Raw genomic sequence first — 13,402 nt, 5'->3', positions numbered from 1 at the left:
TCAATTCCAAAATCAAGAGGAGCCCTGAGGTGGAATTTTTCAAGAACCAAAGACTTTCGGACACGTTCTCAACTGAGTTAGGCAATGCTCCAACGTCTCGAAATGAATTACTGAAGAATGCAACGGTGCAACAGACAATGACTCGAAGTGTAGTGAGCCAATATTTCAAGATGGTTTATGCAGATGCGGAGCCAGAATTGATTGCATCTTTATTCAGCGAGGATGTCGACTTTTATATCCCTGGTGCTGTTGACATTGTCCCGTGGATTGGTCGCAGACATGGACGTAGTGGCGTTGTAGATTTTATTCAAGAGCTGCGTTCATACACTGAACCGATTAAGTTCGACATTCGCTCGATTGTCGTCGAAGGCCATCAAGGGATCGCACTAGGCGCACTAGAAACACTGGTAAAAAGCACAGGCAAGATAATTAAAAGTGAATTCGCATTCGAGTTTTCCGTGCAAGGTAGCTTAATAACCCGTTACAGAATCTTTGAAGATGGCTTTGCGGTGGCAAAGGCCATTGGCGAGAGTGAAAATAATGCACAGGAAATTCATTTCTAAACAATCCAGAGATTCAAATTTTTAATGCTTCTGGAAAGCGAGTTTTTGATGATAAAATCACACATCTTATAGACCATTTTCACTTTGTCAAGCCTAGAAGAGGTTGAACAAATACTGACATGAATCCGAAAGAACGAATCAGGATTGTCGAAGCTTATTTCAGAAAAATTGATGCCAAAGACGCCACCGTCTTCGATCTGTTCACTGAAGACGTTCAGATGTTCTTTCCCAAATTTGGCTTCGGCTACGGCAAAGCCGACATGATCCAGTTTTCGGAGATTATGGGTCGCCATCTGGAGCGACTTGAGCACGACATTGAGAACTTCAACTACATCGTTGCGGGCGACTCCGTTGTGGTGGAAGGTACCGAACGTGGAGTTACCCGAAATGACGTACGCTGGCCCGATGGCCTGATCTCGGAGGGGCGTTTCTGCAACGTTTTCGAGTTTCGAGGCGACCTCATTCGGCGCGTGTTTATCTACGTTGACCCGGACTACACCAGTGCCGACCAGGAACGCATCGCTATTTTCCGCGGCAATCAACGCAATCCCATAGTCGACGTTTCACCCCATTCCAGTAACTGAAAGCTCTCCAGCAGGTAGAAAGTGCAATCACACAGCCCTTCTACTGCTTACAAAAATAACCGCTCAGAGGCTACACCAGAGCACATATTCAAGAGGTTAAACCATGACCAGCCCCCTCAAACGGGCGATCGCTCTGCTGATCGCGACCGTAACAACGTTGACATTAACCACTCGATCCGTTCACTCAGACTCCCCTGACACTCCAGTGAGAGTCCTGGTGTATGGCGACTCCAATACCTGGGGCTGGGTGCCCACCGAATCTGGATTTCCCACCACTCGCTTTCTGAGCGAACAGCGGTTTCCAGGGGTGATGCAACGCGAGCTCGGCCCTGAATTCGACATTATCGAGAACGGGCTCAACAACCGCACCACTAACCTGGATTTCCCCGAGGCCATCGACCTGGTGGCCGGTGGCGGCTTCAATGGCGCTCGCACCCTGCCCGGCCTGCTGGCAGCCCATGCACCGCTGGATTGGGTGGTGATTATGCTGGGCACCAATGACCTGAGGGCGCCGTTTCATCGCACGGCGACGGAAGCCGCGGCTGCGATCGCACCCCTGATCGACATCGTGCACGACTCTGGCGGCAGCGTTGCCAACACCTACGACGCCCCACGGGTACTGATCGTGGCTCCCCCTCGCATCGGGAACATGCCTCATCCTGAGATGGCCGCGGCGTTTAGCGACGCTGAGAGAACCTCCCAGGGATTTGCAGCGGCCTATGCGGCAGTGGCTGAGGCCGCTGCAGTCCCGTTTTTGGATGCGACTGAGATCATTGGTGTCACCGCCGGCTGGGATGGCATTCATCTGTCGGCAGAACAGCACCAGCGCTTGGGACAGACCCTTGCGATCGCACTGTACACCAGCACGGCCAGCGCCCCTGACTGACTTGCTTAACTCAATTGCCGATGGCCTTAAGCATAATTTACGAAAGGAAGTGACTAGACTCCATTAATCTACCCTGACGCTTTGGGGATAACGCTAAATTGAACTTTGAAACTCTAGGAGAGATTACCGACATTGAAGTTATCGCCGTTGGCAATTCTATTCGTGAAGTCGAACGGCTTCGCAAAGCCTATGGAACAGGACGCTGGCGAAAATTGAAGGGCATTGCCACTATCAGTCTTGACGATGGCTCCATTTGTCGAGCAGAGCTGCACTGGTACGAAGCCCACAATATTGGCAAAAAAGAGTTCAAAATCAAACGTTTTCTGGAGTAACCCTATGAAATTTGTCGTCTGCATTAATAACCAAGCCTATCCTGCTTCTCTAGAAATCCGAAAACTCTATCAAGTGCTAGAAGATGAGCAGGCTAGCCAGTGCCAAATGCTACGGATTATTGATGAGTCTGGTGAAGATTATCTATACCCTGCTAACTACTTTGCAGAGATTGAAGTGCCTGAAAGTGTTCAGCAAGCTTTTGCGACCGCTAGTTAGAAGATTGAACACATTCCTCAACCAGTTCTAACACCCTACCCTATACACTTTTGGTGTCATACCTGTCAGCTGACGAAACTGCTTGCTGAGATGACTGTGGCTATTGAAGCCGCACGCCAAAGCGATATCTATAATGGGCCGATCGCTGTGCTTCAACAACCACTTTGCCCGCTCTACCCGCTGTTGAATCAGGTATTGGTGGGGTGAGAGGCCAGTCGATTGCTTGAAGAGACGACTGAAATGAAAGGGACTCATGTTGAGCAACTGAGCCAGGTCCACCAGTTTGATGTCGTCATGCAAATAGGTGTCGATGTAGTCCAACACAGGGTTGAGTTGGCGGGGCAACAAACCGCCTTCATACCTAGGCACCTGGGGATGCGTGGTGGCGTGGTGCCGGAGCAGATTCACCGCCAAGACATGGGCTAGGGAGTCCAGATACAGGGCACTGCTGGACGGGGTTGGGTGCGTTTCGGCCAAAAGTAGAGTCGCGATGGCCTCCAATTGGGCATTGCGACTCTGAAATTCCGGCTGCAGCGTCAGGCGGTCCCCATCGTGTTCCAGGGTTTCAGCCGCCACCCGTTGCACAAACCCCTTTGCAAGTCGAATCCGCACGATCTGTTCCTCGCCATCCCAGCGGGCAAAAAACGGCGTATCCGCGGGGGCCAGACTGACGTCTCCCTGGCGATACAATCCGGTGTGAGTCTTGCCGTCCTGGCGTTGCAGATAGTGAATCGGGCGCGGGGCCAGGAACATAAACAGCGTATGTTCCGCCTCAAAATGGCAGTTCCCCTCTCCGGGTGAATTCTGAAACCGTTCGACGACAATGTTTCCCTGGCTTTGCGGCTCGGGAACCAGGGAGAGGGCGTCATTGGCGGCAACTATTGGTGTAGCAGGCTGTGGCATGGCGCGAACCCAAGCTGCCTTCTCATCATAGGCGAAAGTTTTCAGGGGGCCGGTTCGAGGCCACACCAAACAGCTGGCAAGATTGTGCCAGAAACGCAAAAAACAGATAGCTGCGCCGGGGCCATCTCCGTAAGTTGGAGATGTCCTCTTCGGGAGTAACCCTGATGAAACTACTAATTTTTGGCGCCACGGGCGGGGTGGGTCGGCAGCTGGTGGACCAGGCCTTGGCACAGGGCCATAGGGTCACCGCGTTTGCCCGCACCCCTGATAAGCTCGCGGTGCAGCATCCCAACCTCGCGGTATTTCAGGGCGATGTGATGGATCTGCCGACGGTGCAACAGGCGGTCCAGGGGCAGGATGCGGTGATCTGTATCCTCGGGTCGGGGCAGAAGCTCACGGGCACGGTGCGATCGCAAGGCACCCGACACATCGTTCAGGCCATGGAGCAATCCGGCATTCGCCGGTTCATTTGCCAAACCACCCTAGGGGCAGGGGAAAGCTGGGGCAGCCTCAACGTTTACTGGAAGACCGTCATGTTTGGCCTGATTTTGCGAAACGTGTTTGCCGATCATGAGCGCCAAGAACAGACCGTACAAAACAGTCATTTGGACTGGACGATTGTGCGTCCGGGGGCATTTGTGGCGGGACCCCGCACCGGGCAGTATCGCCACGGCTTTCCTGGTACGGACAAGAGTTCGCAGCTCAAAATTTCACGGGCCGATGTGGCGGACTTTATCTTGCAGCAGTTGGGGAGCGAGGCGTATCTCCATCAGGCGGCCAGTCTGTCGTATTGACCCAAGACGGACATCGCTCCCTCATCGATGACGCCAGCCTTCCCTATTGGCGGCAGCCGGGGAATCCGTACGCGCTCTGGCTGCCTTGCCCGACCCTGATGCCATGACTGATTACCAACCCCCATATCCTTTTGGAGGATCCAATGATCATCATCGAAAACTGGCGCTTGCCGGCGGTGCTGTTTGCTGCGATCGCAAGTGCCCTCACCGCCGGTATTTTCTTCGCCTTTTCCACGTTTGTGATGCAGGCTCTGGCCCAGCAGCCACCCTCGCAGGGCATTGCCACCATGCAGTCCATCAACATCACCGTGATTAACCCCTGGTTTATGACCGCCTTCTTTGGACCGGGGCTGGTGAGCTTGGGGCTGGCGATCGTTGCCGTGAACCAGTGGGGAACCTCCGACTCACTGTATTGGCTGGCTGGCGGTTTACTGTACCTGATCGGCACTATCGGTGTGACGATTGCCGGTAACATTCCCCTGAACGATGCGCTGGCTGTGGTCGCTCCCGACAGCGCGGCAGGAGCAACCCTCTGGGCCAGATACCTGACTAATTGGACCCTTTGGAACCACATCCGTACCGTCGCCGCCCTGGGGGCTGCAATCCTGTTTACCCTCTCGCTCGTAATCAAACCGAGTTAACTGGCGCATTAGGGTTAAAGGTGATTTGCAAACCGCCTACACAGTCCTCAGAACAGGGCTTGTAGAAACATAGCGAACACACCTGCAAGTCGCTAGCAGCCTTGAAAGCCCGCGCCTGCAACTTTCCTTTGCAAATTAGCTCTCAGAGCTCCGGGCTCAACAATGCTTGGATGGCCTCGAGGGTAGAGAGCGTCTCATTTAAGGTGGCCTCTCCCAACCTTTTGCAGAGAACCTCGTCTAACTGAACCAGCAAATGTCTGACCCTAGACATCAGGGCTTCTCCTGACGCCGTGAACACGATCTGTTTCTGTTTACCCTTAGCCTGAACCTGCTCTAAATAGCCAACCCGGCAGAGTTCTTTGACCGTTTTAGCCACCATTTGCCTGGAAACGTTGAGCCTGCGAGCAATTTCTGAGCCATAGTTCACACCGCAGTCCAAAGTGCCCAGAAAATTCAGCATGGAAGGAGAGATGGCATCATACCCTTCCTGCTGCAGGCGTTTAGCAACGTACTCGGTGATGTGGTCATGCACTCCCGCCGTGCAGAATACCAACCTGAGAGACTGGCTATCGGCCATGGGGATACCACGCTGTGTAAACCATGTTGACATAGGCGTTTTCTGTGCTTACTATGTCTACTAAGTTTACATGCATGTCGCGTTGTCCTCGCGTCTGAAACACCATTCCAGCCAGGAGGTTGTCATGAGCAATACACGTCCACTGCGCACGGCGCTGCTTTCAAATGCGATCTTTTCTTTGAGTTGTGCCGGGGTGATGATAGCGGCGCCAGTTTGGGTCGGCCATCTGCTAGGCATCCAAATTCCCTTGGCGCTCCAGATCGTCGGTCTGGGTCTAGTGGTATTTGCTGCGGATCTGATTCACCAAGCAACTCGTCCCAACCTAGTGACTTGGCGAGCGCTCTACGCCAGCATTGCCGATTTCGTATGGGTCATCGGGACAATCGTCGGAGTTGCTGGTTTCTCAGAGGTGTTATCTGGCTCTGGCCGACTGACGATTGTTGCCGTTGGGGCCGTCGTCCTAATATTCGGTCTGTGGCAACTCTGGGGCATTAATCGGGTGATGGTACGTGACTGCTCTTTGTGATTTCCCATGCCAGGGACCGAGAATTCCCAAGCCCTTGGCCAACCGCACTTCTCAGGCGATCAGTAAGGTCGTGATCTTTGCGTCTTTTTGTGCGATCGCACAGCAACCATCTCATGAAAATTATGCTGGATAGTGATGCCTTGGAACGTACGGTAGACTTTTGTCCCGCCATGCCTTTGCACTAGTAGTTGCTGAATAGGGAGTTAGCTATCTAGCGGACTCCGCACGCCTTGCCCACCCCGATTCAGCCCATTCGAAGGCATTTCAGACCTGACAATGTTGTCTCGTGCTCTGAAATGCCTTTGGTATAAATCATGGTGGTTTTCACATCTTTATGCCCCAGCAGCTCCTGCACGGTGCGAATATCGTAACCATCTTCCAGCAGGTGGGTGGCAAAACTATGACGAAACGTGTGGCACCCACCATGCTTAGCAATACCAGCTGGTTGAATCGCCTGCTTCACGGCCCGCTGCACCGATTGCTCATAGACATGATGACGCCCTACCACCTGAGAGCGTGGATCCACTGACCGCTTCCAGGAGGGAAACACAAATGGTTGATGCTGCTTTAAGCTTATTACCAGGCACATTCGATGAGATGCTGGGAGAAGAACGTCTAGAAATCGATCCAGAACTCATCCCAATTTTACAGGATTTAGCAGAGCGTCATGTTCAGTATCAAACAAAGGCTAAGCACTATAGTCCAGTGGGGCTAGCTATTGTTACAACTTTTGAAAGAATGCTAGGGGATCGGTTTAATGATGATACTAAAGCAGCATGGGTTGAGCTTTGGTCACTAATCTGTTCAGTCATGATTCCTGCCCATGTGAAGCGAGCACAACAAATGGGGGTAGAGATTGAGTACAATCGCCAATCTTGTAGATTGGGTTGACAGAGGAAGCTCAACATTTTCTTACTCGATCACTTCCATTGCTTCAATGATCGCCAGCTAACCCTTGCGTGCATCGGACAGACTGGCAACTTTTGCTTCGTTTCAATGTTTCTACCGCCGCTGAACTCAGCCGTTATGCGGCTCGAGGCTACCTGTGGGGATGCTGTTTCAATGTTCTCACGGTGCCAAAGGATAATTCCTCCGTCTGGCATACAATTGAGTAGAGTCAATTCGCCCTCTGCCCTGCCAAACTCTCATGAATGACGGCGTCGTCTCAAAATCGATCTTACTGCTGGCTGCGAACCCCAAGGGAACAGGAAGCTTGCGTCTGCAAGAAGAAGAGAGAGAAATTAAGGAGCGTCTCCGTCTAGCTGGATATGGCAAAGTACCGATTAACTCGACTGGAGCCACTCGTACAAGAGATATTCAACAAGCGATGCTGGACTTTAAGCCACAGGTCGTTCATTTCACAGGTCATGGTTCAGGGAAAGATGGTTTGGCTTTTGAGGATGTGGCAGGAAATCTTAAGCTGATTGGCTCAGATGCGTTAGCTAACTTATTCAAACTTTTTTCTAATCATGTAGAGTGCGTTGTTCTGAATGCCTGCTACTCAGAGTTTCAAGCTGAGGCGATCGCACAACACATTGATTACGTGATTGGGATGAATCAGGCAATTGGTGATCGTGCAGCAATTGAATTTTCTGTCGGTTTCTACACTGCATTAGGAGCTGGAGAATCAGTTGAATTTGCCTATGAACTGGGTTGTAATGCGATTCAGCTAGAGGGCATTCCAGAACACTTAACTCCAGTCCTTTTCGCAAAAAAAATTGGGCATGAAGATGTAGAGAATCAAAATCTCGATTTGAGAACTTTCCCTTTTAAGCAAGCTGCTGAGGAACTTCCCAAAACTACAGAATCATTGACTGCGGAAGACTTTTTTGAACGGGGAAAAGAGAAATACAAGGCAGGCAATTATCAGGGGGCGATTATAGATTTTCAAGAAGCTATTTGTCTCCAGCCAGATTATGCCAAAGCCTACAGAGCTTGTGGATTGGCAAAAAGTCGGTTGGAGGATTACGAGGGCGCGATTGGTGACTATACAACAGCTATTAGTTTTCAACCAAATAATCCAGACCTCTACATAGATCGAGGAAAGGCAAGAGATCAATTGAAAGATTGCCGAGATTTTCGAGGCGCGATTCTAGATTTCAGTGAAGCAATTCATCTTCAACCAAATAACTTCCACGCTTACAACTGCCGTGGAAAAGTAAAGCATCATTTAAGGAAATACCAAGAAGCTATCGAAGATTTCAATGAAGCGATTCGTCTTCGACCAGATTATTCTTGTAATTTCTGTGATCGTGGAAGAACTAAAGATAGATTAGAAGATCATCAGAGTGCTATCGAAGATCTTGATGAGGCTATTCGTCTTCAACCGGCCTGTACAAAGGCTCATTTGGCGCGTGGAATAGCAAAGTTTCAAGTACAGGATTTTCAAGGTGCGATAGCAGATTTTACTGAGGTTATTTGTCTCAAGCCTAGCTTTGCCTTTGCCTATGAAATTCGAGGAATGACGAAGAACTATTTTCTGAATGAAAACCAGAATAGGCAGAGCGCTATTGCAGACTATCAAGAGGCTGCATCTTTGTACAAACGGAAGAAAGATATTGAAAGTTACTGTAGTGCCCTTGAGAAAGTAAAACAAATTGAAAGACAGATTGAAGAAGACCGTAAAGGATTTTGGAGGTGGTTACTCTCATGACGATTCGTGAAACTGCTATTGCTAAATTGCAGCAACTACCTGATTCGCTTCTTCAACAAGTCAATGATTTTATAGATTTTTTGATGTATCGGCGTCGGCATAGCACTATCACTGATGATCGTAAAGATGAGTTGGCTCAAGCGTGGACAAGGTGGTTCGAGTCTGTTGATCATCTAGAAGTCACGTCAACCGACTCAGTTAGCGACTATCAACAACATCTGGTATCCAAATATCGGCAGCAGGGTCTAGAATTGTGATTCTTTGTGATGCAGGAGTTTTGCTTTGTTTAGTTGATCGCACTCAGCCAAAACACTCAGCTTACCGAAATGCTGTAAGGCGGATTGCTTCACCTCTTCTCACAACTTGGTCTTGTTTCACAGAAGCTATGTATTTAGCTCTTCATCGAGGCGGGTGGACGATGCAAAAACAGCTAGGGCAACTGCTCTTAGATAAGCTTTTGGTGATTTACGAAATTCAAGAGCAATACTACTCCCGTTTATTAGAGCTGATGGAGCAGTATCAAGATCGACCAATGGACTTGGCTGATGCGTCATTGGTGCTGGTAGCTGAGAGGACGAATTTCCGGCGAATTCTCACACTCGATTCAGATTTCCTGTTCTATCGCATTGAAAATCAGGGGACTTTTGATGTCATTCAAGTTCAGTGATAAGCAACTCAATGCTTGAAAAAGCGCCGCATAACAACCCGATTGGAGCGGACTAACAAAGTTGGTCGGTATTATGGCATATGCTATCGGTAGCCGCTCAACCGGAACGTTATACGACTCCACTTATCGGTAAGGCAGTGCTTGAAGATTATTTTTTAGTGATAAGGGGTTAAAATCTTTTGAAGTTACTATTGATATAGTGTCTTGAGGTTATTGGTAATGTCTGATGAACATAATAATAAGCAGTCCTACAGCTTGCTTGAGCATATTTTGCATGGGCACCTCGAAAAATAGCCAGAGCGATCTCAGTATGAGATCATAAGGTCGGTTTTGTTGAAGCACGCAGGCCATGGGACAGCAGGGATTCTGGGATATCGAAGAGCGCCAGCAAAAACTGGAGCAAAAGAAGGCGGTACTGAATCGGTTGAATCAACTGGTGCCGTGGGAGACCTTTCGTCCGATTCTGATGCAGATTCGAGAGAAACCGCGCAAAAGCCAGGCCGGTCGTAACCCCACCGATGTCCTGTTACTCTTCAAGATGCTGGTGCTGCAAAAGCTATACAACATCAGCGATGACGAACTGGAATATCAGGTCAACGACCGACTGTCCTTCATGCAATTTCTCGGTTTGGGGCTTGAGGATAGAGTCCCGGATGCAACGACGGTGTGGCTCTTCCGAGAACAGTTGCAGCAGCACGGCTTGGTGGAGGCGTTGTTCGAGCAGTTTGGAGCCTATCTGCAAGGGGCAGGCTATGCCGCCAAGGATGGGCAAATTGTGGATGCGACCTTGATTCCAGTTCCCAAACAACGCAACACCCGTGAGGAGAACCAAACCCTCAAGCAGGGTGAGGTTCCCGTTGAGTGGCAAGAGACCCCTCATCAGCTCGCGCAAAAAGATGTTGACGCCCGATGGACGAAGAAAAATGGAACGTCCCACTACGGCTACAAAAACCACATCAATAGTGATGCCGGCTTTAAGCTCATTCGCCGTTACAGCGTCACCGATGCGTCGGTCCATGACTCGCAGGTCTTGGGCGAGTTGCTCGATGCGGATAATAGCGGCGATGGACTTTGGGCCGATAGTGCGTATCTCTCCGTGCTGATTGTCGAGGTGCTGAAATTGATAGGGTTTGAGCCGCATATAAATGAACGGGCCTATCGCAATCGCCCCTTAAGCGAGGCCCAGAAAACCGCGAATCGAGAGCGCTCCAAAACCCGTGCCAGAGTGGAGCACATCTTCGGAGATGTCGTCACCAGCATGGGTGGCAAGGTGGTGCGCAGCATCGGGTTAGCCCGTGCCCAGACCCAGCTAGGTCTGAAAAATCTGGTGTATAACCTGAAGCGGTTTGTGTGTCTCGAAACCCAACGTGCTGCATCGGCTGAACTGGCAAGATAATCGGACCTAAAGCCGGGAAATCGACTTAAACGTGGTCTTCCAACCCTATTTTTTTGTCAAAATGGGAAGCTTTTTTCGGTGGAATGTCTCGGACTCTCTTTGAGTCACCTTGACGGTCTCAAATGAGACGCCATTAGCTAAAGAAAACTGATTAATCGAGGTCCCCGCATGAGAACACTATTTCAATGAGCGTCTAAACTTCTTCCTTGTTTTTGAATCTGTAATTATGGCTGTTGTTGGAGTATTATACTAAAAGACTACACCAAACCTGCCTGTGATCGGAGCTCTTATTGTTTTGACTATCATTCTGACTTTTATATGGGGATACGTTCAGGCGCAACAAAAGTGGATACTCGATTGCCTGGCAGCTCGTTCTGTGAAGGAAATAGATGATCTTCGAGCCGTTCTTGAGGAACAAAAGATTCTGCATTGGGCGCGGAAACCGCGCCCTTACCAGATTTCGGATGCTGTAGGGGGCAGGTTCCCTGACCCTTTGGATAGTCTGGGTTCTAGCCGGTTTTGTCAGTCAATGAGTGTCAGCCCACGCAATGGAAGAGATGGCTGAGGATATGCTGACTATTTTAGATGTGGAAGAGGCCGTTTTGAACGGTCGAGTTATCCAGGTTGAAAAGGATGACCCCAGAGGCACAAAATATGTAGTAGTGGGAAATGCGCTAGATCAACGAACACCTGTTGGCATGGTTGGACGTTTCGCTAGTACCGGACGCTATTTAATCATCACGGTTTATGAAGTCACTGAACTTGAGGGCTAACGTATGTACGGATACAAATGTGAGTATTGCGAAGGAACTGTTCAACCCCGAACTGTCAAACGTGAGGCATTCAAACATAGAGATGGATTTGTCATCCTCGAAGATGTAACGATCGGTGTTTGTGATACTTGTGGCAATCGGTACTACTCAGCCAATATTCTTCATGCAGTTCATGCAGTTGCAACTGGAGCGAAAGCTCCTGAGAGAACCGAACAAATTCCGGTTACTCATCTAGAATCAGCATAGCCAACGCCGTATAACAACACCCATGCATCCGACCATTAAAAGGTGACGGTTGGGTATTCGAGGTTATCTGCGGCGGGTGATAGGCAACGTGTGCGATTCGTTCCAGGGGAATCAAGGGGATAACCCTGTTCTCAATGCCTTTTTGGATGCCGATGGCGATAGTGATGTGAATATGGGCGACATGATGAACATGGCTAGCCGCTTCCTGTAGCGGCTGTCATCGGTTAGGTAGCCCAGGGGCGTTCATGACAATCGGCAGATACTTTCCCGGCCCTGTTGGATATAGCCGTAGATCATGCCGGAGGTGGAATGACCGGCAGCGCAGCGTCCCTGGCGGTCGATAACGATGACGCCCCCTAGGCCGTTGAGCGTCTCTACTAGGTACTGAATCCCGGCAGCGGCGGCTTCTGGGGCGGTCATGCCTTTGAAATAGATGAAGTCGGAGATCATCTTGCTCAGCACAGTGCGCTGAAACTGTTCTCCATAGCCGGTGGCTGATACGGCGCAGGTGGTATTGTCTGCGAATACCCCGGCCCCAATGATGGGGCTGTCGCCGACGCGGCCCCAGCGCTTGTTGACGATGCCGCCAGTGGAGGTGGCGGCGGCCAGGTGACCCTGACAGTCCCAGGCGACGGCGCCGATGGTACCGAATTTACGCTGGGGTTCGGCATCTTCGTGATCCAGCATCATGCCACCGGCCTTTTGGGCCTCTCGCCATTGCTGAATGCGGGAAGTGATGACGAAGTAGTCATCGGTCATCATGGGAATGCCCCAGAGCTTGGCAAACTCCATGGCGCCTTTGCCCACCAGCATCACATGCTCGCTTTTCTCCAGCACCTGCCGGGCCAGACGAATGGGGTTTTTGATGTTGGTGACTCCGGCCACTGCTCCTGCCTGTAAGCCATGCCCGTGCATAATAGCGGCGTCCATTTCGACTTCGCCATACTCGTTGAGTACCGAACCATGCCCGGCGTTGTAGAGGGGATCATCTTCTAGGGCGGCGGCGCAGTATTCTACGGCATCCAAGGCGGTTCCCTCTGCTGCCAAAATCTGGCGTCCCGCTTCTAAAATGCGGCGAATACTATGAATAAAATCAGTTTCACTGCCTTCCCGTTTGATGTGCTCTAGGGCGCCAGCGCCCCCGTGAATCATGAGGGAAAAGTTATCAAGCATAGTATTAAGGAAAATGCAGAAGCAGGTTATCGACGTTATCACATCCCCTAAGATGGTGGTGCACTCGCTGCATTTATTCCGCTCAGGCAGAACTTGCTATGATACCCGTTCAAGACCTGCAATCACTGCAGGGAATTTCGGAACTTGCGATCGCAGAGGCCCGCAGTCTGCAAATTCGCACTGACCTGATGCTAGGGCTACAGCGCTACATCCAACAACAGGGATGGACCCCAGAGCAAGCGGCTATGCGGTTGAAACAACCTTTGCCCCGCATCCAGAACCTGATGAATGGTGAAATTAGCCGCTTCAGTGTGGAACAGCTGATCCAACTGCTGGCCTCTGTTGGCCTGCACGTCCATGTCTCCATTACCGACGCCTAGGCCAGAGAACCTTAGCGCGTGGTTGACGTTCCCGCTCTGGCGTGAGTTCCCATGTATGCACAAGTCCTTGGGCTCAGGCACCTATTTCCAG

Annotated in this window: 20 protein-coding genes and 1 pseudogene; 17 read left to right on the top strand and 4 right to left on the bottom strand. The window is 50.6% G+C overall.

The window, feature by feature from the left end; translation table 11 throughout:
• Window positions 1-29 precede the first annotated feature (29 nt).
• From XM38_RS20070 to XM38_RS20050, 5 genes are all read left to right on the top strand, one after another.
• Window positions 30-563: a nuclear transport factor 2 family protein gene (locus XM38_RS20070; protein ID WP_080811103.1), complete on the top strand. Its 534-nt coding sequence runs from the start codon at window positions 30-32 to the stop codon at window positions 561-563.
• A 119-nt stretch (window positions 564-682) separates the two neighbouring features.
• Window positions 683-1,147, top strand: a complete 465-nt coding sequence (locus XM38_RS20065) for a nuclear transport factor 2 family protein (protein ID WP_088430842.1) — start codon at window positions 683-685, stop codon at window positions 1,145-1,147.
• A 103-nt stretch (window positions 1,148-1,250) separates the two neighbouring features.
• Window positions 1,251-2,033: a GDSL-type esterase/lipase family protein gene (locus XM38_RS20060; protein ID WP_088430840.1), complete on the top strand. Its 783-nt coding sequence runs from the start codon at window positions 1,251-1,253 to the stop codon at window positions 2,031-2,033.
• Window positions 2,034-2,131: 98 nt separating this feature from the next.
• Window positions 2,132-2,365 carry a hypothetical protein gene (locus tag XM38_RS20055; RefSeq protein WP_080811098.1) on the top strand — a complete coding sequence of 78 codons (234 nt, stop codon included), beginning with the start codon at window positions 2,132-2,134 and terminating at the stop codon, window positions 2,363-2,365.
• A gap of 4 nt (window positions 2,366-2,369) precedes the next feature.
• The gene (locus XM38_RS20050; protein ID WP_080811097.1) at window positions 2,370-2,582 is read left to right on the top strand and encodes a hypothetical protein; all 213 of its coding nucleotides are present in this window, start codon (window positions 2,370-2,372) and stop codon (window positions 2,580-2,582) included.
• A gap of 27 nt (window positions 2,583-2,609) precedes the next feature.
• Here XM38_RS20050 and XM38_RS20045 read toward each other — a convergent pair whose 3' ends face one another.
• On the bottom strand, window positions 2,610-3,485 hold the full coding sequence (locus XM38_RS20045) for an AraC family transcriptional regulator (RefSeq protein WP_088431791.1): 876 nt from the start codon (window positions 3,483-3,485) through the stop codon (window positions 2,610-2,612).
• A gap of 164 nt (window positions 3,486-3,649) precedes the next feature.
• On the opposite strand from XM38_RS20045, the gene XM38_RS20040 reads away from it, so the two are divergent.
• The gene (locus XM38_RS20040) at window positions 3,650-4,279 is read left to right on the top strand and encodes an NAD(P)-dependent oxidoreductase (protein ID WP_080811095.1); all 630 of its coding nucleotides are present in this window, start codon (window positions 3,650-3,652) and stop codon (window positions 4,277-4,279) included.
• 143 nt (window positions 4,280-4,422) lie between these two features.
• Window positions 4,423-4,920: an anthrone oxygenase family protein gene (locus tag XM38_RS20035; RefSeq protein ID WP_080811093.1), complete on the top strand. Its 498-nt coding sequence runs from the start codon at window positions 4,423-4,425 to the stop codon at window positions 4,918-4,920.
• A gap of 142 nt (window positions 4,921-5,062) precedes the next feature.
• On the opposite strand, the gene XM38_RS20030 is transcribed toward XM38_RS20035, so the two are convergent.
• Window positions 5,063-5,530: a MarR family winged helix-turn-helix transcriptional regulator gene (locus XM38_RS20030; protein WP_080811091.1), complete on the bottom strand. Its 468-nt coding sequence runs from the start codon at window positions 5,528-5,530 to the stop codon at window positions 5,063-5,065.
• A gap of 91 nt (window positions 5,531-5,621) precedes the next feature.
• Here XM38_RS20030 and XM38_RS20025 point away from each other — a divergent pair, with 91 nt between their 5' ends.
• On the top strand, window positions 5,622-6,023 hold the full coding sequence (locus XM38_RS20025) for a hypothetical protein (RefSeq protein ID WP_088430838.1): 402 nt from the start codon (window positions 5,622-5,624) through the stop codon (window positions 6,021-6,023).
• Window positions 6,024-6,226: 203 nt separating this feature from the next.
• Here the strand turns inward: XM38_RS20025 and XM38_RS20020 are convergent.
• Window positions 6,227-6,576: pseudogene (locus XM38_RS20020) on the bottom strand (tyrosine-type recombinase/integrase); the annotation flags it as partial.
• On the opposite strand from XM38_RS20020, the gene XM38_RS20015 reads away from it, so the two are divergent.
• From XM38_RS20015 to XM38_RS26150, 8 genes are all read left to right on the top strand, one after another.
• Window positions 6,576-6,914, top strand: a complete 339-nt coding sequence (locus XM38_RS20015; RefSeq protein WP_137455187.1) for a globin domain-containing protein — start codon at window positions 6,576-6,578, stop codon at window positions 6,912-6,914. The pseudogene XM38_RS20020 and the gene XM38_RS20015 overlap by 1 nt on opposite strands.
• A 256-nt stretch (window positions 6,915-7,170) precedes the next feature.
• Window positions 7,171-8,676, top strand: coding sequence for a tetratricopeptide repeat protein (locus XM38_RS20010; RefSeq protein ID WP_080811085.1), 1,506 nt, complete (start codon window positions 7,171-7,173; stop codon window positions 8,674-8,676).
• The gene (locus XM38_RS20005; protein WP_080811083.1) at window positions 8,673-8,933 is read left to right on the top strand and encodes a DUF2281 domain-containing protein; all 261 of its coding nucleotides are present in this window, start codon (window positions 8,673-8,675) and stop codon (window positions 8,931-8,933) included. The genes XM38_RS20010 and XM38_RS20005 overlap by 4 nt, the downstream gene beginning before the upstream one ends.
• On the top strand, window positions 8,930-9,343 hold the full coding sequence (locus XM38_RS20000) for a type II toxin-antitoxin system VapC family toxin (RefSeq protein WP_080813851.1): 414 nt from the start codon (window positions 8,930-8,932) through the stop codon (window positions 9,341-9,343). The genes XM38_RS20005 and XM38_RS20000 overlap by 4 nt, the downstream gene beginning before the upstream one ends.
• Before the next feature lie 349 nt (window positions 9,344-9,692).
• Window positions 9,693-10,739: an IS5 family transposase gene (locus tag XM38_RS19995; protein WP_080806623.1), complete on the top strand. Its 1,047-nt coding sequence runs from the start codon at window positions 9,693-9,695 to the stop codon at window positions 10,737-10,739.
• Between the two features lie 548 nt (window positions 10,740-11,287).
• On the top strand, window positions 11,288-11,512 hold the full coding sequence (locus tag XM38_RS19990; RefSeq protein ID WP_080813894.1) for a DUF4258 domain-containing protein: 225 nt from the start codon (window positions 11,288-11,290) through the stop codon (window positions 11,510-11,512).
• Window positions 11,513-11,515: 3 nt separating this feature from the next.
• Window positions 11,516-11,758 (top strand): YgiT-type zinc finger protein, encoded by a 243-nt coding sequence (locus XM38_RS29160; protein ID WP_080813853.1) that lies wholly within the window; start codon window positions 11,516-11,518, stop codon window positions 11,756-11,758.
• Window positions 11,759-11,807: 49 nt separating this feature from the next.
• Window positions 11,808-11,969, top strand: a complete 162-nt coding sequence (locus XM38_RS26150) for a hypothetical protein (RefSeq protein WP_187329585.1) — start codon at window positions 11,808-11,810, stop codon at window positions 11,967-11,969.
• A gap of 32 nt (window positions 11,970-12,001) precedes the next feature.
• Here XM38_RS26150 and XM38_RS19980 read toward each other — a convergent pair whose 3' ends face one another.
• A complete protein-coding gene (locus XM38_RS19980; protein WP_088430836.1) occupies window positions 12,002-12,931 on the bottom strand; it encodes an isoaspartyl peptidase/L-asparaginase family protein in 930 nt (309 codons plus the stop codon).
• A gap of 98 nt (window positions 12,932-13,029) precedes the next feature.
• Between XM38_RS19980 and XM38_RS19975 the strand changes: the two genes are divergently transcribed.
• Window positions 13,030-13,311 (top strand): helix-turn-helix domain-containing protein, encoded by a 282-nt coding sequence (locus tag XM38_RS19975; RefSeq protein WP_080814358.1) that lies wholly within the window; start codon window positions 13,030-13,032, stop codon window positions 13,309-13,311.
• Window positions 13,312-13,402 lie beyond the last annotated feature (91 nt).

The sequence above is a fragment of the Halomicronema hongdechloris C2206 genome, from assembly GCF_002075285.3.
In the GTDB taxonomy this organism is placed as follows: Bacteria; Cyanobacteriota; Cyanobacteriia; order Phormidesmidales; family Phormidesmidaceae; genus Halomicronema_B; species Halomicronema_B hongdechloris.
Note: the sequence above shows the minus strand (reverse complement) of the source record. Positions and strands in the feature narration are given on the sequence as shown.

Bases quoted from the DNA above. Each gene is read 5' to 3' on its own strand.
- XM38_RS20005 (WP_080811083.1), top strand. From the start codon at position 8,673: ATGACGATTCGTGAAACTGCTATTGCTAAATTGCAGCAACTACCTGAT.
- XM38_RS19975 (WP_080814358.1), top strand. From the start codon at position 13,030: ATGATACCCGTTCAAGACCTGCAATCACTGCAGGGAATTTCGGAACTT.
- XM38_RS20035 (WP_080811093.1), top strand. From the start codon at position 4,423: ATGATCATCATCGAAAACTGGCGCTTGCCGGCGGTGCTGTTTGCTGCG.
- XM38_RS19995 (WP_080806623.1), top strand. From the start codon at position 9,693: ATGGGACAGCAGGGATTCTGGGATATCGAAGAGCGCCAGCAAAAACTG.
- XM38_RS20040 (WP_080811095.1), top strand. From the start codon at position 3,650: ATGAAACTACTAATTTTTGGCGCCACGGGCGGGGTGGGTCGGCAGCTG.
- XM38_RS20030 (WP_080811091.1), bottom strand. From the start codon at position 5,530: ATGTCAACATGGTTTACACAGCGTGGTATCCCCATGGCCGATAGCCAG.
- XM38_RS19980 (WP_088430836.1), bottom strand. From the start codon at position 12,931: ATGCTTGATAACTTTTCCCTCATGATTCACGGGGGCGCTGGCGCCCTA.
- XM38_RS20050 (WP_080811097.1), top strand. From the start codon at position 2,370: ATGAAATTTGTCGTCTGCATTAATAACCAAGCCTATCCTGCTTCTCTA.
- XM38_RS20045 (WP_088431791.1), bottom strand. From the start codon at position 3,485: ATGCCACAGCCTGCTACACCAATAGTTGCCGCCAATGACGCCCTCTCC.
- XM38_RS19990 (WP_080813894.1), top strand. From the start codon at position 11,288: ATGGAAGAGATGGCTGAGGATATGCTGACTATTTTAGATGTGGAAGAG.
- XM38_RS20015 (WP_137455187.1), top strand. From the start codon at position 6,576: ATGGTTGATGCTGCTTTAAGCTTATTACCAGGCACATTCGATGAGATG.
- XM38_RS20060 (WP_088430840.1), top strand. From the start codon at position 1,251: ATGACCAGCCCCCTCAAACGGGCGATCGCTCTGCTGATCGCGACCGTA.
- XM38_RS20010 (WP_080811085.1), top strand. From the start codon at position 7,171: ATGAATGACGGCGTCGTCTCAAAATCGATCTTACTGCTGGCTGCGAAC.
- XM38_RS20025 (WP_088430838.1), top strand. From the start codon at position 5,622: ATGAGCAATACACGTCCACTGCGCACGGCGCTGCTTTCAAATGCGATC.
- XM38_RS29160 (WP_080813853.1), top strand. From the start codon at position 11,516: ATGTACGGATACAAATGTGAGTATTGCGAAGGAACTGTTCAACCCCGA.
- XM38_RS20065 (WP_088430842.1), top strand. From the start codon at position 683: ATGAATCCGAAAGAACGAATCAGGATTGTCGAAGCTTATTTCAGAAAA.